We start from the raw sequence: 23,247 nt of genomic DNA, 5'->3' as shown, positions 1-23,247 counted from the left end.
GAGTAGAGCTCGAAGTTTATGTGAAGGGAATGTGAAGTCTTGACTTTAAGCCGGAATATAAAGGCGGGCCTCAGCGCCTCCTTCGGGATGATTGCCGATTTCGACCCGTCCCCCATGGAGGACCATAACCTGTTTGACAAAAGTCAGACCGAGGCCCGTGCTTTTCGTGTCCCCTCCTGGCCTTGGCAGGGAGTAATAGCGATCAAAAACACGATCCTTGGCATAGTCCGGGATGCCTGGACCACGATCCCGGAGTCTGAGGCACCAGCCTTGATCCTGACGTTCGAGGCTGAGATGAAGAAGACTGTCCTGAGGACTGAAATCCACCGCGTTTTCAGCGATATTAAGCAGCGCCTGTTCCAGGAGGAAAGGATCACCCTGAACCATGGCCTGGTCGGGCACGAAGATTTGGAGTTTCAGACGATTCTTCTGGAGTTTGGCCGTGAGGCTCTTGGCGACCCGCCTGATGATATCCAAAAGATCCAGGCGCTCGGTTGCATCCAGAACCTGACGATTTTCCAGACTGGCCTGCTGCAACATTTTTTCGATCAGGACATGCAGCCGCCTGGTTTGATCGGAAATCGATGCCAAAAATTTTAGTCTTTGGGGCTCGGGCATGGGCTCCTGCAAGAGCTCTGACGCGGCCTGGATCGCCGTCAGCGGGCTCTTCATCTCGTGCGTCAGGGTCCCTATATATTCCTCAACGTACTGTTTACCCTCCAGCCGCTCACGCATGGACTGCAAAGCCTGGCCGAGGCGTTTGATTTCAGTCAAAGAAAGTGAAGGCAAAACTACGCGTTCGCCGCGCGTCACGGCTTCCGCATAGGCGACCAGCTTCTGGACGGATGCCGACAGCCAAACGCTGATCAGAATTCCAATTAACAGAGAGGCCGCAAGGAGCCAGTACCCTGCGTGAACCATCTTGCGTCGGGTTCGTTCAATAAAGGGCTCAACGGAAAGATTGGATTTGGCGATCGTCAGAACCCCAAGGATTCCACCCTCGGCCTTAATGGGCGCCGCGACATACATCGTCGTGGACTCGCCATTCGCATCCGGACTGCTGCGAACTCCATACTTTCCCTTCAAAGTGAGATAAACATCATTCCATTGCGAAAAATCCTGACCCAAAGCTTCATTCGCGGAATCATATCGCACAATTCCGCTGGCATCCGTTATATAGATACGAAAGCCCGGACGCGTGCGAGAAAAGCCCCAGATCGCAGCATCCAATTGACGAGATTGATAGGACGCGACGTGTTTGGAAAACGTCCCTGATGGAAGAAGACCGTTTTTCATATCATCCACGGCAAGCTCGGCCAACAGGTTCGCGGCATCGACCAGACTGTCTTCCATGGACTGCCGGACGCTGGGTTTGATTTCATCCACGAAAACGTTCAGAACAAAGAAGCCGGCCAGGAGTGCGATCAGCAGGTAGCCCAGAAAGATGCCAATTCCGAGACGCATTTAAGACTCCAGTTGCAGGCTATAACCAAGACCACGGTGAGTCTGGATGACTTCGGATTCCGGTTTGACAGCACGCAATTTCGCTCGCAAGGTTTTGATATGAGTGTCCACGGTTCGCTCGTCCGTATCCAAAGCATCGGTCCATATAGCATCCATGAGCACAGCCCGACTAAAAATGCGTCCCGGCTGGCTGCGCAAGACCCCAAGCAGTAAAAGCTCGTAACGGGTCAGTCGCAGAGGAACGCCATGAAACGTGGCTGTTCCATGGTCAACATTGACCTCGAGTGATGGAGAAGTTTTCCTTTCCGAAGAACCGGCAGTCCCAGCGCGTTTGAGTATGCGCTTGATACGAGCGACCACCTCACGCGGACTGAAAGGTTTGGTCACATAGTCGTCACCACCAAGCTCCAATCCGAGCACTTTATCGATTTCGCCATGTCGGGCGGTAAGGAACAGAATGGGCAATTCAGACTGGCGTCTAATGTCCCGGCAAAGATCAAAGCCGTTGATATCAGGGAGCCCTACGTCGAGGATCATGACATCGATATTCCCTGACGCCAGTGTGTTCATGGCCTCCTGCCCAAGCCTGGTCCAGACTGTGGTCAAACCTTCCGTCTCGAGAGCGTAAATCAGAGTCTGTGCTATCGCCTCTTCATCTTCGACGAGCAGGACTTTGGGCATGGTTACAAGCACCTTGGTCGATGGTCTTTGGGTTATTGAGCAAGCACCTGGAAATCATTGAGGGGCCCGTCCTACTTTGCCAGGATTGAGCCATCCCAGTCAAGCCTACAAAGCATGGCTGGAACTGGTTCAGGAAGGGGTCGACGGCTTAAAGTCTCGTGGCTCCTGCCCTTGCAGGAGGGCGACATCAGGTTAAAAGCCGCCAGCATCTGTCTATTCTTACCAATACCCATTCCTCACGAGGCGAGGCATAAAAGTGGGGGAAACGCTCCGTGAAACAGCCAGCTCACCCAGAGAAGCCCCAGCCATGAGTCATCAGAGAAAAACAGCAAGCTCAGCCTCCAGATTATATACCCTCGTACCCGCGTTTTGGTTGTTAACCCTGGCCTTTCTTTCAACGCTCGTATCCTGCAAGAGCTGCGAGAGCACTGAAACCGTGCGCATTGGTGTCACGCCATGGCCGCCTTTCGAATTCCTATTCCTCGCCCAGGAGAAAGGCTTTTTTGAAAAGCGCGGCCTTCAAGTCAAAATCGAGGAGTATCCGACCGTCGAAGACACACGCCGAGCGTTCGAAAAAGGGCAGATCGATATCATGGGCATGACGCCATCGGACATCATCCTGATTCGCCAGAATTCTGAAAAGCGGGCTCAGGCTTTTGCTGTGATTGATTTTTCCAACGGCGCCGATGTTGTGATCGCAAGATCGGAGATTCGCCATTTAAAGGACCTTAAGGATAAGAAACTAGGGGCGGAAATCACAACAGTCAGTGCCTACCTGCTGCTCAAAGCCCTGGAAGCAGGAAATTTGAGCCTTGGAGATGTCTCCATTGAGTCACTGAACCAGGCTCATATGGTGAAGGCATTAAAGTTGGGGAAAATTCAGGCGGCCAGCACCCACCCGCCCTATTCCGTGGAACTGCTCGCCAGTCGCGAATTTCACGTGATATTCAGCAGTGATCAAATTCCCGGCGAAATCATCGATCTCCTGGTGGCAAGCGCCGATTCCATTGAGCGCCGGCATGCAGATTACGCCAAGGTTCTTCTCGGTTTTTTTGAAGCCATAAGTTATGCCGAGAAAAACCCTGAAGAAGCTTATGCTTTCATGGCAGCTCGCGAGAATCTCGAACCCCAAACATTTCAACGTTCATTTGATAACGTCGTGATGGTCGGTCTGGATGAACAGCAGGATTTTCTCGGGCCACAGGGAAAAATAGAAGTTTTAATTGAGCAGGTCGCCTATACGATGGCAAAGCTTGGCCATTTGGATCAGCCATTCCTTGCCGCCGAAACATGGACTGATAAAGTGGCCCGAAGTGCCAGTGAACAACTCAAAACTTCGGGCGAAATTGATGAGAATTAGCCTTCAAGCAGGCTGCCCTCCTGCTAATGAAGAGAGTGGAGACTTCCTTTGCAGCTCGCGATCGTATGGATCAGCTGCTTGAAATTCAAAGGTTTGCTCAAATGCGAATCACAGCCCGCATTGAGCGTCTTAACCTGCTCCTCCTTCATGGCATGAGCGGTCAACGCAATGATGGGTTTCCCATAGCCGCGCCGCCTGAGCTCCCGGGTTGCCGAATAGCCATCTACATTGGGCATCTGCATATCCATCAGCACGATATCGTAATTCCCGCGCAGGGCCTTGGTCAGAGCTTCGGCGCCGTCTTCAGCGAAGTCAATTTCCGCTCCGTTCTGGACGAGGATGCGCTTCATTAATTTTCGATTATCCGCTGAATCTTCGGCAAGCAGCACCCGGATCCCCTCCAAAGGATTCTCAGATTCCGTCGCGGCTGCCAGCCGACTGCTTTCAACCAGCGCATTCATAACCCCGGTCGTATGAATCAAGCCCGCGCCGATACTGATGACAAAGGTACTGCCGCGCCCCGGCTCGCTGGCTTCGAGGGTCACGTCGCCGCCAAGGGCATGCGCGAGCTTCCGCGACAGAACGAGGCCCAGCCCGGAGCCGCCATAGTTTCGCGTGGTCGTCACATCCGCCTGCGCGAAAGGATGAAAGAGACGCTCGCGCTCGGTCAGCGAGATGCCTCGGCCGGTATCCTTCACAATAAATGAGATCATGGGCGCCCCGCTCCTGGACTTTCCCATGGACATCGTTACACTGACCTCACCTTGATCGGTAAACTTGATGGCATTGCCAACGATATTCAGCAGTATCTGCCGCAAGCGGGAGGGGTCTGAAATGATGGTGTCGGGCACGCCGGGCTCGACCCGGCTCCCCAGACAAACCCCCTTCTCACGGGCCTTGATGCTGAGGGAACTCATCACATCATTCATGAGCTTCAGAAGATTGATCTCCAGATGCTCAATTTCGAAACGACCGGATTCAACTTTCGAAAGATCAAGGATATCATCGATGAGCTGAGCCAGATCACGACCATTTCGATTGATCGTATTGATGAATTCCTCGCGATCACCCTGCGAGAGAGTGGGCTCGCGTAAAAGCTCGCCGAAGCCAAGGATGGCCCCGAGCGGGGTTCTGATTTCGTGGCTCATGTTGGCAAGAAAGGCACTCTTCATGCGACTCGCCTCTTCCGCACCTTCCTTGGCGGCCTGAAGTTCAACAGCCTCTTTCTTGCGCAAGCTGATGTCTTCCGCTATCCCGGCTATTCTATAAAAATGGCCGTTGGGATCGCGCACCGGAAACGCACGATCACTGACCCAGCGCACATCGCCATCAGGCCGGATAACGCGATACTCGGCCGCAGCCGGTTCGCCCGTACACTGACGATCCCAAAAGTCCCGGACCTTGCCCTGATCTTCGGGAAGGATGCATTCCAGGAGTCTGGCGGGAGGCGCCGCTGAAAAAAACCGGCTGTCACGTCCCCAGACTTCTTCAATGGTAGGGCTGACGTAAAGCAGCTCCATGGTTTCGATGTTCTTCAGCCAAAAAATTTCACGGATGTTTTCCGCCAGCTGCCGAAATTTCTCCTCGCTTTCACGATGGCAATCTTCCGCGAGCTTGCGTTCGGTCACATCCCTTGTCACCTTCGCATATCCACGAGGACGACCGTCCTCGTCCTTAAGAAGCGTCGTGAAGCCGTCGGCGAAATAACGACTTCCGTTTTTCTTCATATACCAGCGTATGTCGGCCATTTGCTCTTTTTCCTGGACTGTGGACAGCTCCTGATCAGGGATGCCTGCCTCGCAATCTTCAGGCGTAAAGAGTATGGCAAAACTCTTTCCCAGGACATCGGTGCTGGCAAAGCCCGTGATACGCTCTGCACCGAGATTCCAGTCCACGATGTTTCCATTGAGATCGATAAAGAAGATGAGCTGATCCTTCGCATTCTCCATGAACAGGCGGAAACGCTCTTCGGAATCGCGTGCCGCCTTCTCAGAACGCCGCCTTTCGGTAACATCGACCAGGGTCAGGACAATCTCACAGCACCCCATGCCGGCATCCAGCTCAACGGGATTGACCCGCCCCAGGTACCAACGGTCACCGATGGCGATGTCCACCACATCATCGACCGGCTCTTGAATTAATTGACCAAGTGTTGCCCTGGCCTCCGCAGCCATGGGCTCCTGTTCAGCCAGGACATCCAGGATGGATCGGCCTTCACACGCCGCGTTTTCACGATTACACCGTAGTATGGCCTGGCTCATGGCGGCATTGAGCTGCCTTATCGTGCCGTCAACAGACAGCACGGCCACCCCATCAGATATGGCATCGAACGTGGCCTTCCATCGCCTTGAATAGGATTTGGCCGCCTCCTCAGACCGGCGTACGCGCAGAAGCGATTTCACCGTGGCGATCAACTCGGGTGGCTCAACGGGATGAATGAGATATCCATCCGCCCCCAGATCGAGCCCCTGAATTTTATCGGCGGCTGACGTATAACAGGCCGAAAGGTGAAGAATGGGCATGTCACGGGTCGCCGGGTTTTCCTTGATCTTCTGACAGACTTCGAATCCTGTCATGTCAGGCAACTGAACGTCAAGAACCACCAGGGACGGTCCGGCGGCGAGCTTGCTCAAGGCCTCGACACCGGTTGCGGCTTCCAGGACTTCATAGCCGGCCATCCGAAGGGCCCAGGCCGTGGTATAGCGAATCGCATCCTCGTCATCGACGAGAAGGATCGTTGCGCTTTCATGTGCGTTCATATCGCTTTATTCTCCTGTCAATCCCAAACCAATCAATCCAGCCTGGCATAAGGCCTCCCGGATGCGGGACATGGTTTCGTCCTGCGGCAGTTCCTTGGAAAGAATCGCAATGGGAAGGCCATGCTGACGATCAAAGTCACTCATTTGAACACGCAGGGACGAATTGATAATGATAGGGATATCCCTGGTGGCTGGAAAACTCTTGAGTGATGCAAACACTTCAAAGCCACTCATATCCTGCATGCGAAGGTCCAGGAAAATAACCTGTGGCCGATCCTCGCGAGCCCGTCGCAGCCCTTCCTCTCCCCCTGTCGCCTCAAGAATCGTGCAACACGAGTCCTTCAACATATCCTGGAGGAGGTAGCGAGCAATCTCGTCATCGTCAATGATTAAGATCCGATTGGGAAGCATCCGGTTGACAAGATCATGGAGCCTGTTCAGGAACCAAATCTGGTCATCCAACCGGACATGAAGACTCCTGTCGTGCAGCTTCTTCGTCAGCGCATCGGAGACCAGGGACATCATGATGATGGGAGCGCTGCCTGATGTGAGCTCGGAATCGACATCCATGAAAAACGGCCAGCTTAAGGCTGAAAGCGGGCTCTCATGATTCAGGCAATCCAGGGGCACACCGGGCACGGCATCGCGCAAGGTCTGCTGCGCGCGTGCCAGCGATTTGGTGGCGATGGTTTGAAACAGCTCGCGTTCGATAAACCTGGCGCCGGGTGGAGGCTCCGCATGCTCCGGCAGGCAAGCTGAAGCCGGGGATGGAATGTCCTGGGGCAGGTCCGGCATCCTATCAGGTTGCGGCGCACGATTGTTTGGCACAGACGATGAAAAGCGGAGAGGCAGACGAGCGGTAAACGTTGAACCGATTCCTGGTTCACTCACAACGGAAACGCTTCCACCCAGTAACTCCGCCAGGCGCCGTGCGAGCGGCAGGCCGAGTCCCGTTCCTTTGGCTCGACGTTGGAGAGGACTATCGAGCTGCGTAAACTCTTCGAAAATCCACAGCTGGTCCTTGGCGGGAATACCGATCCCGCTGTCGGTGACAGAAAATGCAATCGCATCATCATCCAGCAGCTGCGCCTTGACGCGAACCTCACCTTTGAGCGTAAACTTTAAGGCATTGGAAATAAAGTTGCGGAGAATCTGGGAGATCTTGCCCTCATCGGAGTAAAGACCTGCGATCGATTCCTCGATTTCAAAAACCAGATCAATCGGGCGTTCCTGACCAAGAAGGGGCCGAAACATCGCGCGCAGTGAGCCAAAGAGCTCCGTAACGTCGACGTCTCCGGGAAGAACTTCAAGACGTCCGGCCTCGAGTTTGGCCGTATCCAGCATGTCATTGATCATATCCGAGAGCTGCTCAGCCGATCGTCGAATAAAGGTGATTTGTTTTTGCCGTTCGGATGATAAGCGATCCATCTCGCACGGACTCAGCAGTATCCTTGTCAGCGAAAGGATGGAGTTGAGAGGCGTCCGAAATTCGTGGGTCATGTGCGAAAGAAAGCGCGACTTGACTTCACCCGCCTGTTTGATCGCTTCCGCCTTCTCCTCAAGCTCCTTGTTCAGAGCGACGACACCGCGATTGGTGTCCGCCAGCTCTTCATTAAGAAAGCGCAGCTGATTGCGCTGAACAGTCAGTTCCTCCTCTCGTTCCTGAAGGGACTGGAGAGCCTGAGCCAGCTCAGCATTCTGCTGCTTCAATTCGGAGAAGGCGTCCTGCGGGAGCGATTTAGCCAATTCGTTCGCCAGGTGCGCGATCTCCTGAGGTTTGAATTCGCTGTCCCGCAGGGGAATCTTCTTTTCGAGAATGACGAGTGTGCCCTGGCCGGGAGTGCTTTGGATCTGGAACGTATCCACAAGGCGCCGGGCACCGACAATACCCAGCCCCATACTAGCCTTTGACTCGTTGCCACCGGCAGAAATTTCGGGATTTTGGATGCCATCGCCGCGGTCCTGGATGCGAACCTGATAAGCCGGTCGCGGGCCACTCGTCACGGCGAAGGTAGCCCGGCCTGCAGCCGGATACCGGAACGTATTGCGAGCGATCTCCGAAACCGCTGTCGCGATACGGGTTTGTTCCTGCAGCTCAAAGCCAAGGAGAGCTGCGATCTGGCGGGCACGCTGCCGGCATAGAACCAAATCCTGCTCGTGAGCAAGACTTACATTGAGCAGGATGCTGTCCATTCGGTCAACCCTGAATAAGGATGAAGGGCGCGCACAACGATGACGGTGGCATCATCCCGACCGCGTCTAAAGTCGCGGAAGAGAACACCGGCAATGAGAGTGGGATCATGCGCAAATAATCCCAGATAAGGGCTCAAATCACTGCGCGTGGAGAGTCCATCGGATTGCATGATGAGAATGGATTCCGATTCCCAGGAATAAGTGAACTCCTGGAATTTGCGCACCGAATGACCCAAAATTCCTGGATGCGAGACCATATGATGGCAGGCGTTTCGGGTGTTGAGACTCCCAACGATATTGCCAATTCCCGTATAGCGGACGATGGAACGATCGAGATCAATCTCAGCAACGGCAGCCGCGGCACCGCGGGTTTTTCGGAGAGCATCGTTACAACGCTCCAGCACGGGTACCGGGGCCAGGCTGGGAACCTGCTGGAAAACAGCAGCGGCTTCGCGTGCAGCATCAGCCGCACCCAGGCCGTGGCCAAGCCCATCGGCGACCAGGAAAAGTCCGCGCCTGCCCTCCACATGAGCCGCCCAGATATCACCGCAGACATCCTCGCCGGGATAAGGCACGGAAATCGCCCCCCAGGTCAGGGGAGCATCATGGCCTTTGGCCTGCTCTGCTTTCGAGCTGCGGGGATACACGCGACATAGGATGGCCGTTCCCTGTCCAGGCGCTGAGTAAATGTCAAAGGAATCTGACAGGCGCCGTATCGCGCCCAGACCCGAGCCCTGCGTACCGCCCGTCGAATATCCATCGACGAGACAGGAAGCCACATCACGCATGCCGGGCCCACGATCGAGCGCCAGGATTTCCACGCCTGCCGTCAGATTCTGATTTTTACAGGTTTGAAGAATAATAAGGCCACCATTGCCATAACGCACGATATTGGTGGCCGCTTCCGTGATTATAAGACTGACCCGGCCCTCTGCAATACTATCGAGGCCACAGGAAACAGCAAGCTTTTGGCCCAGTCGCCTGGCTTCGCCTACCTGGCTCGATTCCGTGATCTCAACCAGGATTGGTGTCATCATATGCTTACCTTTTCCACTTTGTTAGCACAACACGTGTGCCTTCACCGGGACGGGAATGAAGCTCAAAGTCATCGACGAGACGTTTGGCCCCACCGAGCCCGAGGCCCATGCCGCATCCGGTTGTAAAACCGTCCGTCAACGCCTTGTCCAAATCTGCAATACCTGGACCACTATCATGAAAAGTCATCCGCAAACATTTGCGTGCCGCATCCTGAACAATCTCGAATGTGGCCGTGCCACCTCCGCCATAGATCAGGGTATTGCGTGCAATTTCGCTGACGGCTGTGACTGTTTTGGTTTGATCCGTCATGCCGAGACCCAGCTCGCGAACCAGCATCCTGGCATGTTGCCGCGCTTCGACCACACCCGCTTCTTCCCTGATCAGAATCGTCTCATGTTTCAGGACTTGCATGGATGTCCTCACCCCTGTCCCTGCCCAACGAGCGACGCAGGAGCGCCATGCCCTTATCAACATTGAGCGCTGTTCTTACACCCGGCAACGACATGCCGAGCTCAACAAGAGTGATCGCAACGGATGGCTGCATACCGACCAGCACCGTTTCGGCGTCCAAAATTCTGGACATGGCGGCGATGTTTCCAATAATCCGTCCGATGAACGAATCGACCATCTCCAAAACCGAGATATCGATTAAAACGCCACGCGCTTTCGTGGCGGCAATTTGGGAAGTGAGATCTTCCTGAAGGATCATGGCAAGCCGGTCATGCATATCGACCTGGATAGTCACGATCAGAAACTCACTCATTTTGAGAATGGGAATACGATCCATCTGATCATTCGCCTCACGCGTTTCCGGTCTGGAAGAGTGATGTTTTGTCGAAACCGCTCATGGAAGCGCTCCGCCTGCGCATGGCAAGAGCAAAGGCATCGGCGAGCGAGGCCTTGGTCGCGACCTTGCCCAGGTCGATGCTGAGATGCACCATCGTCTGGGCGATCTGCGGTCGAATGCCGCTGATGATGCACTCTGCACCCATCAAGCGGGTCGCTGCAACGGTCTTAAGGAGGTGCTGCGCGACCAGGGTATCCACCATGGGAACGCCGGTGATATCAATAATCGCGATATCAGCTCCTGTGACAACAATCTCCTGAAGCAGGGCTTCCATCGCAACCTGAGTGCGTTGGCTGTCCAGTGTACCGATCAGCGGCAAGGCCAGGATCCCATCCCAGAGTCGGATCACGGGTGTGGAGACTTCGAGCATTTCCTGCTGTTGACGATTGATGATCTCCTCACGACCCTTTTGGTAAACTTCGGTTGCATAGAGGCCGAGCTTATCAAGCAGGGACGCCGCGGATTCGATCTCCTCAAAGAGGAGACCCGGCTCACGATCGAGTTCGGCACGGAGCTTTCTGAAGAGCGGCAGCCGCAGAGAAAAAATAAAACTGGCCGTCTCCGAAGGGCTGAAACCCTGCTTGGCGCGCGAGCGCGAAATGTTGGAGACGAATTCACGCACCGCAGACCACTCATGGCTATCAATATTGAGGATGCCCGCTTCGGCTGGTACATCCCGCAGCAGCCTGAGAAACATCAGGCTTTGGTCACGGAGCTCCGTTTCGGACATCAGCTCTTTACGGAGCATGGGAGCAGCCAGCTGCTCCTTCACCCATTCCTTGAGAAGATCGTCTTCAACATTCTCAATAACCATAAACAAACGACTTCTCGATTTCATATGAGCTCCCTTTGACCATCATCATTGGATACGTTTGTTTGCAAACAAGACCTGACAAGGTCTGTCGCTTTCCTACTCTTCCACTACGTCTGACATTATCTTGACTTTGTAGGCCAGCCTCTCCCGCCGGAGAAGCTGCTCAAGGGCCAGCTCCAGGAAAGCCTCTTCATCAAGGCCAAGAGCCAAGGCGATTTCAACAATGCGTCGCGGTCTCGGAACTCTGCGACCCGATTCAAGGTCACATAGATTGGCTGAAGAAATCTTCAGCAAGGCTGCGAATTCGCTTAGAGTGGCACCTTCCCGTTCACGTACTTCCCGGAGTGTCTTACCTACCGAAGCTAGCCCGGACCCTTTGGGATGATCCGTTAGCGAGCGTGTTAGCCTTCGTTTTCCGGCACGCCGCGCCATAGAGCTCCCTTGTCGAAGTACAATGGAATGCTTCACCGTCTATACTTCACTCCGAAGTATCACACAATGAAAAACCAACGTGCATTGAAGTATGCGCAGGCCCTTGAATTCCACACATGCCAGGAGATGGGTGTCGAGAGAACAGGACATCGCTTTTTGGCATCACCCTGCGTTCTCTGCATCAGCTGGCTCTTCATCCTCTCCTCATCATCCTCGCCTAGGATATCTTCATGTATCTCCGAAACTGGAGGATGACTTATGACAAGCACAGGCCTCAAAGGAACCAGAAGTTTTTACTCCCCACCGGATGTGGGCCAGCGCGATGCGATTCTTCACGAGTATGCCCGCTTTCTTGAACAACGCAACGGCGGCACCGACCCTGAAACAGGCTTTGTGAATCGGGAAGCCTGGCTGGAGTCAGCGGCAGCGACATCGGTTCGCCATCGCGGTGAAGTTCCTCAGGAATCCTTTGAGCGCAACTACGTGCGCTTCAATCCCGGTGATCCTCTGTCCAAGAAAGCCATAGCTTTGCTGGCTTTCACCAAGGTGAATGCAGGAGAAGCCTATGGCGTTGAGGTCATCAGCAGGTCGCGTCACGCCCGGCCCGAAACGTCGGACATCGCCGATCAGGTGGAACGCGTTCTGACCCACGAAGAGATCTATCACACCAAAATACTGCTGGGTGCTGCGCGCCAATTCGATCTCCCGGAACCGGTGGGTGCATGGAAACCCCCAGTGCCTCTCAAACTGCTCATCAATGTGCTGGCCCACTCGCCCAGGACCATGTTTCATCCCATCCTGCTCGGCTCCGAATTTTCCGGGGTCTTTGCCTTTCAGTGGCTTCTGAATCGGATCGGTGAGGTCTTCCGTGATGAACCGGAGCTTCGCGATTCTTTGGAGCAACGCCTGATCGAAATTCTGATCGATGAGGTGGGACATGTCGCATTCAATCGTATAATGGTTGGATCATCAGGACTCAAGTTTGCCCACTCTGTGGCTGCTCATATTGCCGAGGGAACATCCGGCCACACGCCTGAATTTCGGGCACTGGGCTGGGACAAAAATACGATCCATGCCTTCGATCATTTTGATTACATGAGCCTTCCCGATGAGGTGCGCAGTCGAGCATTTTTTGCATAAAAAGCAGGACGCACGGCCCGAATATGCTGTGCGTCCGTCGTAGCATCAGTAGAGATACTCACAAACAATAACCCGCCCCGTTTCCTGGTCATTCCACTTTTCAAGGCGCTCTATGCATGCTATTGAAAACTCCTTGCGTATAGACTTATTGATTGCCAACGTTAGGAGGCTTTATGAAAAAGTTTTTGCCAATCGTTTTCTTTGCTGCGCTTTCCTCATACCAACAGGTAGCCCTGGCCGGAGTTGGGGTGCCGAATCCTGCATCGACACTCTGTATTGATCTTGGGGGCACACTTCAATCGTATGTAAGAGAAGATGGGGGAGCCATCAGTCTCTGCGCCTTCAACGATGATGTTTACCTGAATGGGTTAATTGAAGAATGGACACTCTTCCGTCACAAGCAGGAAGGCGCAGCCCCTTCCCTCGCCGTGAAAGCCTATTTTGATCACGTTGCGTACCAGGCGCCCGAGGGCCCCGTGGGACATCCCGCCCTGCAATACTGCGAGCAGCTCGGTGGAATCCGCACGATCATCATCGAAAGCAGCGGCGATGAGTCGGGCGTCTGCGGGTTCCCCGATGGATCGCAGATTGAAGAGTGGACGCTCTTCAGAGGACCGGACATTCATCAGAGCCTGTCCAAAGTGTTGCAATAAAAGAACTGGCAGGCCTGAGCAAAGCCTGCCATTTTCAAAGGGGTCAGATACTTTAATTGAAGAGGACAGGTTGAGATGGGAAAGAAGCAATCCGCTGATGGAGTCAGTTTACCGGCTGGCCAGACAGGTTCTACATTCTTCCGCAACATCATGAGTGATGCCGCGACAGCATTTCCGGAGGAGTTCAGGAATTTTGTTTTACCCAGCGAATCATCCTTCAAGAAAAACTTTGGTGAAACGGTCGTTCAATTCGAAAGCTTTCGCGTCGCGTCACGCAAGCGCTCAGAGATCGCCCGTTACATGGTACAGCGCACGCATGAGCAGTTGACGTTTGATGACGGGCACTTTCAAGGGCTCTTTCAGGATTTCATGGCCCAGGGTTCCGATCCCATCAAATTTGAAACGACGACCTTTTCGGGAAAGGCCGGTTTCATCCCCGCCGTGCCTTTCCGTGGGATTACTTACACGGGCCCTTCGCTGAATTACCTGGGCCAGAAACTCCTCAGCGAAAGCAAGATGACCAATCGTGCGGCGCGGGCCCTCGCCTGGCTGGCAAACTACGCGAGTGCTCAGGATGGAAAAATCGATCTGACGGGCAAAAAATTCGTCATCCTGGGGGCCTCGGCTGAACTCGCGCCGACCAAAATTTTACTGGCCGCTGGCGCCTCGGTTCTGTGGATTGATATTAAAGCTCCCGATGGCATTCTTGCGGAAGCACATAAATATGCGGGCTCGCTGTCGTACTGCGCCGATGCCAACAATATCCTTCTCCAGCCGCATAAAATTCGCGCGAGTATCGAAGCCTTCGCGGAGGGCGAAGCCGTGCACATCGGAATGTTTGCCTATGCCGCAGGTGCCAGCCAGGAATGGCGCCTGGCTGCCACCATGAATGCCATTCTCATGAGCCTGCCGCCGGCCTGCGTCGCCTCCGTTTCCATGCTGATTTCCCCGACCTCAGCGGCCGTCATCCAGCCCGAGGATGTATCGAGTGCGCATACTCTGAAGAACAATCCTCCCTTTTGGCAGGCACTGCTCAAGGGCGTGGGACAGCTGAAACAAAGCGTGAGTTTCGACGTGAACGGCATCCCGGTGGCGCGCGCGATCGTTCCTCTGCAGGGCGTCAGCTACCAGGCGGCTCAGTATATTTCCAAGATCCTGGCGGCTGAGGTCTTTGCCACTCAGGGTGTTGATCTGAAAGGTCCACCCAGGCCCGTGCGTGTTTCCTCCAACGTGGCCGGAATCACCAAAACCCGCTCCCTGAATCATCCTGTTTTTCAGGCCGCCTTCCTCGGAGCGCCGACCTTTGGCGTCGAGATTTTCGAAGTGCCCACCACCCAGGCTTTGGGCACGCTTCTGATTCTTCATGACCTCCTCAATTCCAAGGAGAACCCGGAAGGCGATATCAGTGCGCTGTTCACAAAGCAGGTGCATGGCGGCATCTATTCGCGCGCCTTTGCCCTGGATCCCATGATTCGCATCGCGACTCTGATGGGTATGGTGAAACGCCCGAATCTTCTCCTTAAAATGTTCTAAACCCACACGGCTGCGATGAGCAGCCGTTTTTCTAATTGCAATGGATTACATAAGGTTAGGGAAGGTCCAGGCAGAAGTTGACTTCACTTCAGGCCTCATGCTTCACTGCGAGCAAAATCAAAGAGGATATCGCCATGAAGCTGATCATCACGACTTTGCTTGCGGCTGCTTTCCTTGAGGGCCACGCCCTGGCCAAGGACTCCTACATTACTTTCATCATGGATCGCAGTGCCTCCATGCACACCCAGCGCGTGGATGGCAAAACCCGCTGCGCGTTTTCCAAGGCTTTCACCCGCCAGACTCTGAATAAACTGTATGAACGCTACGCGGCGGAAGGCACGGTTTACATCAACCTCGAACTGTTTGGCAGTCAGGGTGGACAGCAATCGTTGACACAGGGCTTCAACAAGGACAGAACCCAGGTGCTGGCGGCCATCGACCAACTCGCCAGCGAGGACTGCGAACAGAGCAGCACCGCACTCGCCGATGCCATGTGCTCGGCAGCCAATGGCATGCGAACCCTGACGGCTGGATTGGATTCCAATCTGATCGTTTTTGGGATCACGGATGGAGAGGAAAATTCCAGCTCATTCCGGGACTGCGGTCCAAACCTCGCGGCCGGCTGGCAGGATTACATCAAGGCCAAATTCAAGAATGAAACGCCTCGCATCATTTATAATGCTGCAATCTTTACGGGCGAGAATATCCGCACCCAGGAACCCGATGCGATTCCCCAGCAGGAAATTCCCCGGGCAGCCACGTTCCAATTTCTGATCGAACTGGCCCGGGAAACGGGCGGAACCGTGACGGTGGTCAACGATCAGGACAGCACGCCGCCCACGCAATTTCCCGTGCCTGAATTGCCGATGAACAGCTTTCAAACCGTGAAATTCGTTAAGGATTCCCAGTCCACCTGCGTGGATGCCGCGGCCTTTGCCTTGATCGTACACACCGGTGACAATGATCTCAAGCGGGTCGATCGCGTGGAGAATGATTACCTCCAAACCTCGCTGCTGGCCCGCTACCAGGACTGTTCCGTAACGGTGACCTGTGCCCAGGCTCCGATTCAGAACCTCACGGCTCTGGTCTATCATCGTCTCTGTTCATCCAACAGTCTGGTAGGCGATCTCGACGGCAAGCTCATGCGTGAGTTCGATGCGAATTTGAACCTTTATTAAAACCAGTCGGACGGCCGGAGCCGTCCTGGATCCGGCCTCAGTCCACCGGGGCGGGGCCGATGCCCTGCAGAGTGTTCGGGCACAGGGACTCGATCACATTTCTCAAAATCAAGGCTTCGGAAGACGGATTGTTTTGAATGACGCCCGTGCCCCCGTTTTCATCGTAGAGCAGGACGCGGGTGACGGAGTCATTGGGGTTGATCCTATAAGCATAATATCGGACCGAAGGACCGTCCACAGCACCTGACTGAGCGACCAGTTTGGTTTGCTGGGCTTTCTCGATCAGCTGCATGTATCCACCACTCAGAGTTTGATTCTTTGTTTCCACGCTCATCAGCTGACCGCCGCCGCCGAAGTTCGTGGTCAGGACGGTCTTCTGAGCAAAGATCTCGCACTTTTGGGTCTTGGCATACTCAGCCATGACAAAGCCTGTGCTGGCTTCCTTGACAAGCAAAGGTCCTACGTAACGGGCTTCTGCTGTGGTACTGATCAGCAACATGGCGGCAAGAGTGTAGCCTGCATACTTCATCATATTGTTTTCTCCTTTTCGCGATAACCAAGGACTCTCTAATCCAAAATGCGGGCGGGGTCCACTAAGATCAAAACCAGGCGGACCAGGACCGCAGGCCATCAGAAAATTTGCCCACTATGGATTGGTACGATTTATGAAGTCAAAAACTGTCCGCAACTTGCGGACGCAGTCAGAACACATGCAAAACGGATGAGAGGTGATTCATGGGTACCGGAAATGACACGCCGCAGCGCGATAAATCGAGTCAGCATTCGAAGCCCCTTTCCGAAGAGAAGTCGGGAAAAGGCTCAGGGCGTTATGACGAGGACACGGGCCGCACTAAAATGCAGCCTGGCAAAGGCAACCCACCCCAGTCCAATGCCGGCAATGATCCGCAGCGTTTCTCCGACAAGATGAACGAATCGGGGCAGCCGGACCTTGGTACCAAGGGTAATCAATCCAGGAACCGCTGATGACTGGACCTATACAGTCATCCAGGCTTGTATGGGCACTCTGTCCTTAAAAACATTCGATCTGTCATGGGACCGAGACAAGGAGGGGACTTAGTCCCCTCCCCGGTCTTTTATTTTTTCCAAACGTAAGGATTGACACCAAGGTCGTGACGGTTGACCGCAGAAAATGCTGGGCAAAGTTCCGTTGTGCTTAAAAAATGATCCTGTTCTTTTCATAGGCTATAAAAATCGTTCAATTCCTCAAGAGCCCGGCCGATAGTCTTAACGTGAGGTATTTCGTCTTGGAGACAGAGTTATGGCGGCCACGGCACTCATCGGAGAAGAACAGGTATTGGACCAGGCAATCGCCCAACAAAGTATCGGTTTCGGCCTGATGTCAGTTGCAGGCTGGGAGAAGTCTGTCGACTACGCCCTCTATGAAGTCTCGCATCACAATATTGGCATCATCTCCAGCGATCCGCTCGAAGTCGGCACCATGGTCACGGTCGAATATCGGGACAATCAGCGGATTCCGCTGATCGTGCATCAGATCGTGCCCAAGAAAAATCTGCCGCCCGGTTACAAGCGTTTTCGTTTGATCACCACCGATCCGGAGGTCAATTTCGAACGCATACTGCCGGAATCCTCGCAACGCAAGGTGTCCTTTAGCAATCGACATCAGTATCATGTGCGTTTTGCCCGTTTTAATACGGAAATACCCACGCGCGTGGAAGCTCGTACCTTTGGGTCGGAAGAACCCTATCATTTGAAAACGATCAACGTATCGAAGACCGGCTTTCTTCTGGCAAGCCCTCCTGGGTTCAGGGTGCCCTTCCATGAGTCGACCCTTTTGGAACTGACGCTCTTCGTCGAAGATCAGGCGATCCGCTGCCTCGGCAAGGTGATCCGCTGTGAAGTCGACTTTGAGAAGAAGTTGAAACGATACGGCATCACTATCTGCGACATCCATGCCGAGGATCGGGAGCTGTACTTCTCTTTTATTGAAGACACCGAACATCGCAAGAACAGGCAAGTTTTCCGGGCTTTGAACATTCCCATGCCGATTTAAGGCACTTTTCGATCCGGCGTGTACATGCTAGAGTGGGGGCCGCTCGACCCTTTGGACGACCGACATTCATGAGAGAACGAGTACCGTATGTCACACGCCCTCCCTGCCACGACCACAGACACAACCCTCACGCTGGATGAACTCATCAAGCGTCAGGACCAGTATTTTCAATCGGGTGCCACGCGCTCCTATGAGTTCCGACACGCGCAATTGCAGAAGCTTTTGCAGGTGGCTCAAAAGTATGAAAAAGCCATACTGGACGCTCTGGCCCACGATCTGCGTAAACACGAAACGGAATCCTTCCTGGCCGAAATCGGGATTACTTATGCGGAGATTTCGGATGCCCTGAAGCATCTGAAACGCTGGATGAAGCCCCAGCGGGTTGGATCTCCCTTGGCGGTCTGGCCGGCCCGGAGTCACATTGTGTCTGAGCCTTTGGGACGGACGCTGATCATCAGTCCCTGGAATTATCCTTACCAGCTCTGCATCACCCCTTTGATTGGGGCGATCGCCGCGGGTAATGTGGCCGTTATCAAGCCTTCCGAGCTGGCTCCTCATACGGCAGCCGTTCTGGAAAAAATGATCAATGAAAGCTTCGCTCCGGAATTCATCCACGTGATGAACGGCGGGGTGAAGCTCAGCCAGCAGCTCCTCGACGAACGCTGGGATCATATTTTCTTCACCGGGAGCACGGCCATCGGCAAGGTGGTGGCCGCGGCGGCAGCCAAACACCTGACCCCTTGCACGCTGGAGCTGGGCGGCAAAAGTCCCTGCCTGGTCACCCGGAATGCAAATTTGGACGTCGCCGCGCGGCGGATCGTCTTCGGCAAATTCCTGAATGCCGGACAGACCTGTGTGGCCCCTGATTATGTCCTGGTGGAGGACGCGATTCATGATGCCCTGATCGAAGCTCTGCGCCGGGAAATTACCCTGCGTTTTGGCAGCGATCCTTTGAGGAATGAACAGCTGCCTCGCATCATCAATGAACGCCATTTCCAGCGCCTCACCCGCCTGATCGAACCCGGCAAGGTCAACTTCGGGGGGCGCATGGATGCCGGTCAGCTGCTGATTGAACCGACGCTCATGACCGGTGTTCAGGTGCATGATCCGGTCATGCAGGAGGAAATTTTCGGTCCCGTTCTGCCGATCATTCCGGTCAAGGATTTGGAGCACGCGAAAAAATATATTCAGGGCTTTGAAAAACCGCTCGCCCTCTATCTTTTCTCGGGCGACAAGCGGGAACATCAGAACATCATCAGGTCGGTGAGCTTTGGCGGCGGCTGCATCAACGATACGCTTATGCATCTGGCCAATCCCAAGCTGCCCTTTGGTGGGGTGGGAGCCAGTGGCACCGGCGCCTATCACGGGAAGTATTCCTTTGATGCCTTCTCTCACAGGAAAGCTGTGCTGGTGAATGGAACCGGCCTGGATCTGCCGGTGCGTTACTTTCCCTGGATTCCTTCCAAGGAAAAGATCCTCCGTCTGCTCCTCAAGTAGCCAATTCCAACCCCTTGATTTTACAGCATGGCCTGGGGCTCGCTCATGAGTCCCGGTTATGGCTGAACTTTTTTGCATAAGCCCGTGACGGGAAATTACCCCGCTTATCCCTCCGAAATTTTACCAAAAAATAGCGTTTCTTCACTTTCTGCATATTCATCACCGATACAGAGTACGGGAACCAACAACATTTTTTGGGAGGGCTTGCGTATGCAACCCGAATCCAAACCGTCAGCCGATCTGAACGATGACCGTTACGAGAAGCATTTTGGGGCCGCGGGACGTCGCCGCGGGTTGATCGCCATGGGTCTGGCCGTGATTATCATTTTGGGTGCCATCATTGGCATCACCCGATCGATGAGCTATGTCGGTGGCCTGAACTCGCAGGTCTATGATGCGTTCGACACCTCCAAGGATGGAAACAAGGCTTCTGAAGCGCCGGCGGAATGAGCGATGGCGCAGAATAAATTACGGTAAGGCCCCGCTTCAAGGGGCTGGACGGGCTTCTCTGTTTTTCGTAACCGCCGCGTACCAGGCACGCAGCGATACGACGAAATTCTGGACGTGAGGATCCTGTCGATTCGCGTAACCTTCACCCAAAAGGTGAATGGGTCCACCCTTTTCTTCCAGAACGATGATCTCGCGAAAGCGCTCCGCTTCCATCACCACATCCTCAGCCACCAGACCCAGGGTCTGTGTCAGCAAAAAACTTCGCAGTTCGAGTGAGTTTTTTTCCGGACAGATGATCAGACGATGGGGACCGAGGCCCTCAGAAAACAGCGCGCGGATGATGGTTACGATCGTGCGTATGCCCACGCCAGCCATCACCAGATCGCTCGGCCTTGCATCCAGTTTGATTTTTTCCGCAGGACCGTTGATCACCTGGACGCGTGGATCATCGGTGAGTGCGCGCGCCTTCAACGCCTCATGAACCGCGCGCAAAGCATTGGGGCTTTGATCCACGAAGACCAGACCGGCCAGAGGCTTTTGATCCCAGGCAGTCAACCCAATATAACCATGATCACAGCAAAGATCATAAAGAACGCTGTGCGGACGCACAAACGAGGCGAGACGGCGAATACGATCACTCATGGGTACAGTTCCTCAACGGCGGAGAACTCCCTGTCTAGCCGCTTTTCATGACTTTGACAAGGCCGGGAAACCAAGTCCAATTGGCAAGGCTCGACCAACGAAGCCAGCCTTGGGTCTCCGGCTGTGGTATAAAGGAAAGTCATCGCTGAGCGACTCGATGATGCCATGCGCGAGGAGAAAAACATGTCAACATATGGGCAATGGGTCTGTGTTCTGTCTTTTCTCATTCCCGGTCTTTCCCTGGCTGCGGTCGAAGGCCTGCAGTCGAAGGCCGCGGTTAAGCCGGAAGGGGCCCTGGCGCCGGGGCCATACTGCACCAATGAATATGCGGATGATCTCTCGGCCCTGAACCCCAAGGCGCGGGAATTGGAGCAACGGCTGCCGTCCTATACCTTTTGCATTCGCACCCTGGCGACCTATGAATGCCCTTCCTATGGACCCGATGGGAATTTGCGCCGGAAAAAACGCAAGGTCGTGGGTCACGGGACAGCCTTCGCCTACAGGACCCAGGGCGGGGAAACCTATATCATGACCAACGAGCACGTCGCCGACTGGCCCGTGGTCACCGACGAGCAGAATCCAGCTGACGATGTGCCGGCCGGCTGCAAACGCGTGTCGGATTCGGTGAAGATTGTGGATGATGAAAGCGACAGTTTTGATCGTGATGATATTCAGTTGACGCGAGTGGTATCCGATCCCCAGCTCGATATCACCATTCTGAAGACCAAGGAGGATCTGCCGGTCCTGCCCTGGAAGATTGGGCACAGTTCGGGTCTGAAGGAGCGCAATGTCGTCGACGTGCGCGGTTTTCCTTTGGGTGTGTTCAAAGCCACGAATGCCGGCAAGGTGATTGCCGCCTACGATCATGATGAATACAAGGAGTGGGACCACGTTGATTTTGTGATCGATGCCCTGCTTTCACCCGGGAATTCAGGGTCGCCGGTATTTGCCGTATCCTGCAAAACCGGGGAATTCGAACTGGTCGGCGTTTATCATGCAGGTTATACCGAGGGCAGCGCCTTGAATGTGGTGATCGGCATCGACCAGATTCGGGAACTCATGACCACCTTCAAACGCAAGCCGCAGCCGCGCATGGCCAGCAAGCTGGCTCTGAATCAAAAGTCCCGTCTGCGCGTGGTGAACGGTGCGAAAAATTCCATGGCCCCGTATTTTCCCTTTGGCAATATGACAGCGGCCGTCCGCTATCGTACGGATGGAACGCTCGTTTATGAACTCCTCAATCGCAGTTTCCCGACCCGCGTTTATCCCGTGCTGGTCATGGAGGATCTGCCCAGCTCCGATGAAAGCAACTTTGGCATCATGGGGCGCATATGGATCGGCAATCGCCAGGGTCTTAAGCATCATAAGTGGGCGGATCTGGATGCCGATGCCCAGGAGCAGTTTGATAAACTCCTCGATGCGATGCGCGCGGAAAGTCTCGCCACTTTTGATTTGCGTGATGCGGATCGGGTCGCGGAAACCAGCCGGGAAAAGTATGATCTGAGCAAACGCCTGGAGCGCGCACTGCAGAAAGCCAGTGCCGGTTATGCGGAGCTGGCGTCCAATACCGTGGATTTCGCGGAAAAGCGTGGACCGCAGCCGGGTGAGATCGCCATTGAACTGCGATCCATACTCGCGTCGGGGGATCGGCAGGAAGGCTTTTCCACAATCGCACGCTCCGCGACGCCCACGGAGTCGGTTGAAAAAGTGAAATGAGGTTTCAGGGCTTTAAAAATCCAGAGGTCAGCCACTGGCGCCGGATCTCATGAACCGCGATGCCAGCGGCGACCGCAACATTCAGGGAATTCTTGCGCCCCCAGCAGGAGATTTCCAGCACCGCATCGCAGGTTTTCAGAAGATCGGATTCAAAACCATAGCGTTCATTGCCGAGCAGAAGAGCGGTCTTCTGCTGCGGAAAGGCAAAGGCTTCAAGGCGCACCGCTGAAGGGCTGGTTTCCAAAGCATAGAGCGCATAACCTTCCTTGCGCAAGGTTTCGAGGCAGGCTTCACGATGCGCATGCCATTCCCATTCCACCAGCTGCTCCGTTCCCAAGGACGCACGGCTGACCTTGGCCTGATCCGGTGTCGCCGTGTAGCCGGTCAGATGCAATTTACTGACGCCCAGGCATTCCGCCAAACGCCAGATGGAGCCCAAATTGAAAGCGGATCGCAGATTATCCAGAACCAGCACAAGCGGCATAAGTTGGGCCGCCCTGGGTTCGGCGCGATCCTCGCTGGCCACCGGAAAATCACCATCGGCGATGGCACGACTGTGCTGCCGTTCGATGGGAACGACGAGGCTCATGAACTGATGGAATGTGGGCTTGTCCGGAATGCGTTGTCTTAATGAGGCCAGGCTTCGCAGCGTGGGACCACGATGCAAAGCTGCGCCATCCAGAAGTTCAAAGAGTTTTTGCAGGGCCTCATGCCGACCGACTTCATCATCCCAGGCGGCCTCGACCCGCAGAATCTGATCGAGCAGTTCGCGCAGAGCCATGGCTTCGTTCAGCTCCAGAAAGCGTCGCAGGTCCATG

At 54.5% G+C, this 23,247-nt stretch carries 22 protein-coding genes; 10 read left to right on the top strand and 12 right to left on the bottom strand.

Annotation, left to right across the window (positions count from 1 at the left end; translation table 11 throughout):
- Positions 1 to 45 precede the first annotated feature (45 nt).
- Together creC and creB are read right to left on the bottom strand one after the other, a co-directional pair.
- Positions 46 to 1,464 carry a two-component system sensor histidine kinase CreC gene (gene creC / locus OLTU_RS03170; RefSeq protein ID WP_141731310.1) on the bottom strand — a complete coding sequence of 473 codons (1,419 nt, stop codon included), beginning with the start codon at positions 1,462 to 1,464 and terminating at the stop codon, positions 46 to 48.
- Positions 1,465 to 2,145, bottom strand: a complete 681-nt coding sequence (gene creB / locus OLTU_RS03165) for a two-component system response regulator CreB (protein WP_141731309.1) — start codon at positions 2,143 to 2,145, stop codon at positions 1,465 to 1,467.
- 307 nt (positions 2,146 to 2,452) lie between these two features.
- Between creB and OLTU_RS03160 the strand changes: the two genes are divergently transcribed.
- A complete protein-coding gene (locus tag OLTU_RS03160; RefSeq protein WP_141731308.1) occupies positions 2,453 to 3,505 on the top strand; it encodes an ABC transporter substrate-binding protein in 1,053 nt (350 codons plus the stop codon).
- Between the two features lie 23 nt (positions 3,506 to 3,528).
- Here the strand turns inward: OLTU_RS03160 and OLTU_RS03155 are convergent, their stop codons facing one another.
- The 7 genes from OLTU_RS03155 to OLTU_RS33090 all read right to left on the bottom strand — a co-directional run bounded on the left by OLTU_RS03155 (position 3,529) and on the right by OLTU_RS33090 (position 11,588).
- Entirely contained in the window at positions 3,529 to 6,264 is a 2,736-nt protein-coding gene (locus OLTU_RS03155; protein WP_141731307.1) for a response regulator, read from the bottom strand.
- 6 nt (positions 6,265 to 6,270) lie between these two features.
- Complete coding sequence (locus OLTU_RS03150; RefSeq protein ID WP_141731306.1) at positions 6,271 to 8,457, bottom strand: ATP-binding response regulator; 2,187 nt, start codon at positions 8,455 to 8,457, stop codon at positions 6,271 to 6,273.
- A complete protein-coding gene (locus OLTU_RS03145; RefSeq protein ID WP_141731305.1) occupies positions 8,433 to 9,494 on the bottom strand; it encodes an ATP-binding SpoIIE family protein phosphatase in 1,062 nt (353 codons plus the stop codon). Before OLTU_RS03145 ends, OLTU_RS03150 begins: the two co-directional genes overlap by 25 nt.
- A 4-nt stretch (positions 9,495 to 9,498) precedes the next feature.
- Positions 9,499 to 9,906 carry an anti-sigma regulatory factor gene (locus OLTU_RS03140; protein ID WP_141731304.1) on the bottom strand — a complete coding sequence of 136 codons (408 nt, stop codon included), beginning with the start codon at positions 9,904 to 9,906 and terminating at the stop codon, positions 9,499 to 9,501.
- Positions 9,887 to 10,282 carry an STAS domain-containing protein gene (locus OLTU_RS03135; protein WP_141731303.1) on the bottom strand — a complete coding sequence of 132 codons (396 nt, stop codon included), beginning with the start codon at positions 10,280 to 10,282 and terminating at the stop codon, positions 9,887 to 9,889. The genes OLTU_RS03140 and OLTU_RS03135 overlap by 20 nt, the downstream gene beginning before the upstream one ends.
- A gap of 13 nt (positions 10,283 to 10,295) precedes the next feature.
- Positions 10,296 to 11,180 (bottom strand): STAS domain-containing protein, encoded by an 885-nt coding sequence (locus OLTU_RS03130; RefSeq protein WP_141731302.1) that lies wholly within the window; start codon positions 11,178 to 11,180, stop codon positions 10,296 to 10,298.
- A gap of 72 nt (positions 11,181 to 11,252) precedes the next feature.
- On the bottom strand, positions 11,253 to 11,588 hold the full coding sequence (locus OLTU_RS33090) for a helix-turn-helix domain-containing protein (RefSeq protein WP_141731301.1): 336 nt from the start codon (positions 11,586 to 11,588) through the stop codon (positions 11,253 to 11,255).
- Positions 11,589 to 11,846: 258 nt separating this feature from the next.
- Here OLTU_RS33090 and OLTU_RS03120 point away from each other — a divergent pair, with 258 nt between their 5' ends.
- From OLTU_RS03120 to OLTU_RS03105, 4 genes are all read left to right on the top strand, one after another.
- Entirely contained in the window at positions 11,847 to 12,728 is an 882-nt protein-coding gene (locus OLTU_RS03120; protein ID WP_141731300.1) for a hypothetical protein, read from the top strand.
- Positions 12,729 to 12,901: 173 nt separating this feature from the next.
- Positions 12,902 to 13,381: a DUF333 domain-containing protein gene (locus OLTU_RS03115; RefSeq protein ID WP_141731299.1), complete on the top strand. Its 480-nt coding sequence runs from the start codon at positions 12,902 to 12,904 to the stop codon at positions 13,379 to 13,381.
- Positions 13,382 to 13,456: 75 nt separating this feature from the next.
- Positions 13,457 to 14,914 (top strand): hypothetical protein, encoded by a 1,458-nt coding sequence (locus OLTU_RS03110; protein WP_141731298.1) that lies wholly within the window; start codon positions 13,457 to 13,459, stop codon positions 14,912 to 14,914.
- A gap of 134 nt (positions 14,915 to 15,048) precedes the next feature.
- A complete protein-coding gene (locus OLTU_RS03105) occupies positions 15,049 to 16,092 on the top strand; it encodes a vWA domain-containing protein (RefSeq protein WP_141731297.1) in 1,044 nt (347 codons plus the stop codon).
- A 37-nt stretch (positions 16,093 to 16,129) separates the two neighbouring features.
- On the opposite strand, the gene OLTU_RS03100 is transcribed toward OLTU_RS03105, so the two are convergent.
- Positions 16,130 to 16,624, bottom strand: coding sequence for a TrbJ/VirB5 family protein (locus tag OLTU_RS03100; RefSeq protein WP_141731296.1), 495 nt, complete (start codon positions 16,622 to 16,624; stop codon positions 16,130 to 16,132).
- A gap of 203 nt (positions 16,625 to 16,827) precedes the next feature.
- On the opposite strand from OLTU_RS03100, the gene OLTU_RS03095 reads away from it, so the two are divergent.
- The 4 genes from OLTU_RS03095 to OLTU_RS03080 all read left to right on the top strand — a co-directional run bounded on the left by OLTU_RS03095 (position 16,828) and on the right by OLTU_RS03080 (position 20,071).
- Positions 16,828 to 17,076, top strand: coding sequence for a hypothetical protein (locus OLTU_RS03095; RefSeq protein ID WP_141731295.1), 249 nt, complete (start codon positions 16,828 to 16,830; stop codon positions 17,074 to 17,076).
- A 373-nt stretch (positions 17,077 to 17,449) separates the two neighbouring features.
- A complete protein-coding gene (locus tag OLTU_RS03090) occupies positions 17,450 to 18,124 on the top strand; it encodes a PilZ domain-containing protein (protein ID WP_218109808.1) in 675 nt (224 codons plus the stop codon).
- Between the two features lie 87 nt (positions 18,125 to 18,211).
- Positions 18,212 to 19,621, top strand: a complete 1,410-nt coding sequence (locus OLTU_RS03085; RefSeq protein WP_218109807.1) for an aldehyde dehydrogenase — start codon at positions 18,212 to 18,214, stop codon at positions 19,619 to 19,621.
- 210 nt (positions 19,622 to 19,831) lie between these two features.
- Positions 19,832 to 20,071 (top strand): hypothetical protein, encoded by a 240-nt coding sequence (locus tag OLTU_RS03080; protein WP_141731293.1) that lies wholly within the window; start codon positions 19,832 to 19,834, stop codon positions 20,069 to 20,071.
- A gap of 36 nt (positions 20,072 to 20,107) precedes the next feature.
- On the opposite strand, the gene OLTU_RS03075 is transcribed toward OLTU_RS03080, so the two are convergent.
- On the bottom strand, positions 20,108 to 20,713 hold the full coding sequence (locus OLTU_RS03075; RefSeq protein WP_141731292.1) for a tRNA (adenine(22)-N(1))-methyltransferase TrmK: 606 nt from the start codon (positions 20,711 to 20,713) through the stop codon (positions 20,108 to 20,110).
- Positions 20,714 to 20,896: 183 nt separating this feature from the next.
- Between OLTU_RS03075 and OLTU_RS03070 the strand changes: the two genes are divergently transcribed.
- The gene (locus OLTU_RS03070) at positions 20,897 to 22,429 is read left to right on the top strand and encodes a S1 family peptidase (RefSeq protein WP_176736290.1); all 1,533 of its coding nucleotides are present in this window, start codon (positions 20,897 to 20,899) and stop codon (positions 22,427 to 22,429) included.
- A gap of 4 nt (positions 22,430 to 22,433) precedes the next feature.
- On the opposite strand, the gene OLTU_RS03065 is transcribed toward OLTU_RS03070, so the two are convergent.
- Positions 22,434 to 23,246 carry a TrmH family RNA methyltransferase gene (locus tag OLTU_RS03065; protein ID WP_141731290.1) on the bottom strand — a complete coding sequence of 271 codons (813 nt, stop codon included), beginning with the start codon at positions 23,244 to 23,246 and terminating at the stop codon, positions 22,434 to 22,436.
- Position 23,247 lies beyond the last annotated feature (1 nt).

The sequence above is a fragment of the Oligoflexus tunisiensis genome, from assembly GCF_001748245.1.
Classification (GTDB): Bacteria; Bdellovibrionota_B; Oligoflexia; order Oligoflexales; family Oligoflexaceae; genus Oligoflexus; species Oligoflexus tunisiensis.
Note: the sequence above shows the minus strand (reverse complement) of the source record. Positions and strands in the feature narration are given on the sequence as shown.

Coding starts and splice junctions, on each gene's coding strand:
- OLTU_RS03090 (WP_218109808.1), top strand. CDS start 17,450: ATGTCAGTTGCAGGCTGGGAGAAGTCTGTCGACTACGCCCTCTATGAA.
- OLTU_RS03075 (WP_141731292.1), bottom strand. CDS start 20,713: ATGAGTGATCGTATTCGCCGTCTCGCCTCGTTTGTGCGTCCGCACAGC.
- OLTU_RS03110 (WP_141731298.1), top strand. CDS start 13,457: ATGGGAAAGAAGCAATCCGCTGATGGAGTCAGTTTACCGGCTGGCCAG.
- creB (WP_141731309.1), bottom strand. CDS start 2,145: ATGCCCAAAGTCCTGCTCGTCGAAGATGAAGAGGCGATAGCACAGACT.
- OLTU_RS33090 (WP_141731301.1), bottom strand. CDS start 11,588: ATGGCGCGGCGTGCCGGAAAACGAAGGCTAACACGCTCGCTAACGGAT.
- OLTU_RS03105 (WP_141731297.1), top strand. CDS start 15,049: ATGAAGCTGATCATCACGACTTTGCTTGCGGCTGCTTTCCTTGAGGGC.
- OLTU_RS03135 (WP_141731303.1), bottom strand. CDS start 10,282: ATGGATCGTATTCCCATTCTCAAAATGAGTGAGTTTCTGATCGTGACT.
- OLTU_RS03080 (WP_141731293.1), top strand. CDS start 19,832: ATGCAACCCGAATCCAAACCGTCAGCCGATCTGAACGATGACCGTTAC.
- OLTU_RS03140 (WP_141731304.1), bottom strand. CDS start 9,906: ATGCAAGTCCTGAAACATGAGACGATTCTGATCAGGGAAGAAGCGGGT.
- OLTU_RS03145 (WP_141731305.1), bottom strand. CDS start 9,494: ATGATGACACCAATCCTGGTTGAGATCACGGAATCGAGCCAGGTAGGC.
- OLTU_RS03095 (WP_141731295.1), top strand. CDS start 16,828: ATGGGTACCGGAAATGACACGCCGCAGCGCGATAAATCGAGTCAGCAT.
- OLTU_RS03085 (WP_218109807.1), top strand. CDS start 18,212: ATGTCACACGCCCTCCCTGCCACGACCACAGACACAACCCTCACGCTG.
- OLTU_RS03160 (WP_141731308.1), top strand. CDS start 2,453: ATGAGTCATCAGAGAAAAACAGCAAGCTCAGCCTCCAGATTATATACC.
- OLTU_RS03150 (WP_141731306.1), bottom strand. CDS start 8,457: ATGGACAGCATCCTGCTCAATGTAAGTCTTGCTCACGAGCAGGATTTG.
- OLTU_RS03130 (WP_141731302.1), bottom strand. CDS start 11,180: ATGAAATCGAGAAGTCGTTTGTTTATGGTTATTGAGAATGTTGAAGAC.
- OLTU_RS03155 (WP_141731307.1), bottom strand. CDS start 6,264: ATGAACGCACATGAAAGCGCAACGATCCTTCTCGTCGATGACGAGGAT.
- OLTU_RS03115 (WP_141731299.1), top strand. CDS start 12,902: ATGAAAAAGTTTTTGCCAATCGTTTTCTTTGCTGCGCTTTCCTCATAC.
- OLTU_RS03100 (WP_141731296.1), bottom strand. CDS start 16,624: ATGATGAAGTATGCAGGCTACACTCTTGCCGCCATGTTGCTGATCAGT.
- OLTU_RS03065 (WP_141731290.1), bottom strand. CDS start 23,246: ATGGACCTGCGACGCTTTCTGGAGCTGAACGAAGCCATGGCTCTGCGC.
- OLTU_RS03070 (WP_176736290.1), top strand. CDS start 20,897: ATGTCAACATATGGGCAATGGGTCTGTGTTCTGTCTTTTCTCATTCCC.
- OLTU_RS03120 (WP_141731300.1), top strand. CDS start 11,847: ATGACAAGCACAGGCCTCAAAGGAACCAGAAGTTTTTACTCCCCACCG.
- creC (WP_141731310.1), bottom strand. CDS start 1,464: ATGCGTCTCGGAATTGGCATCTTTCTGGGCTACCTGCTGATCGCACTC.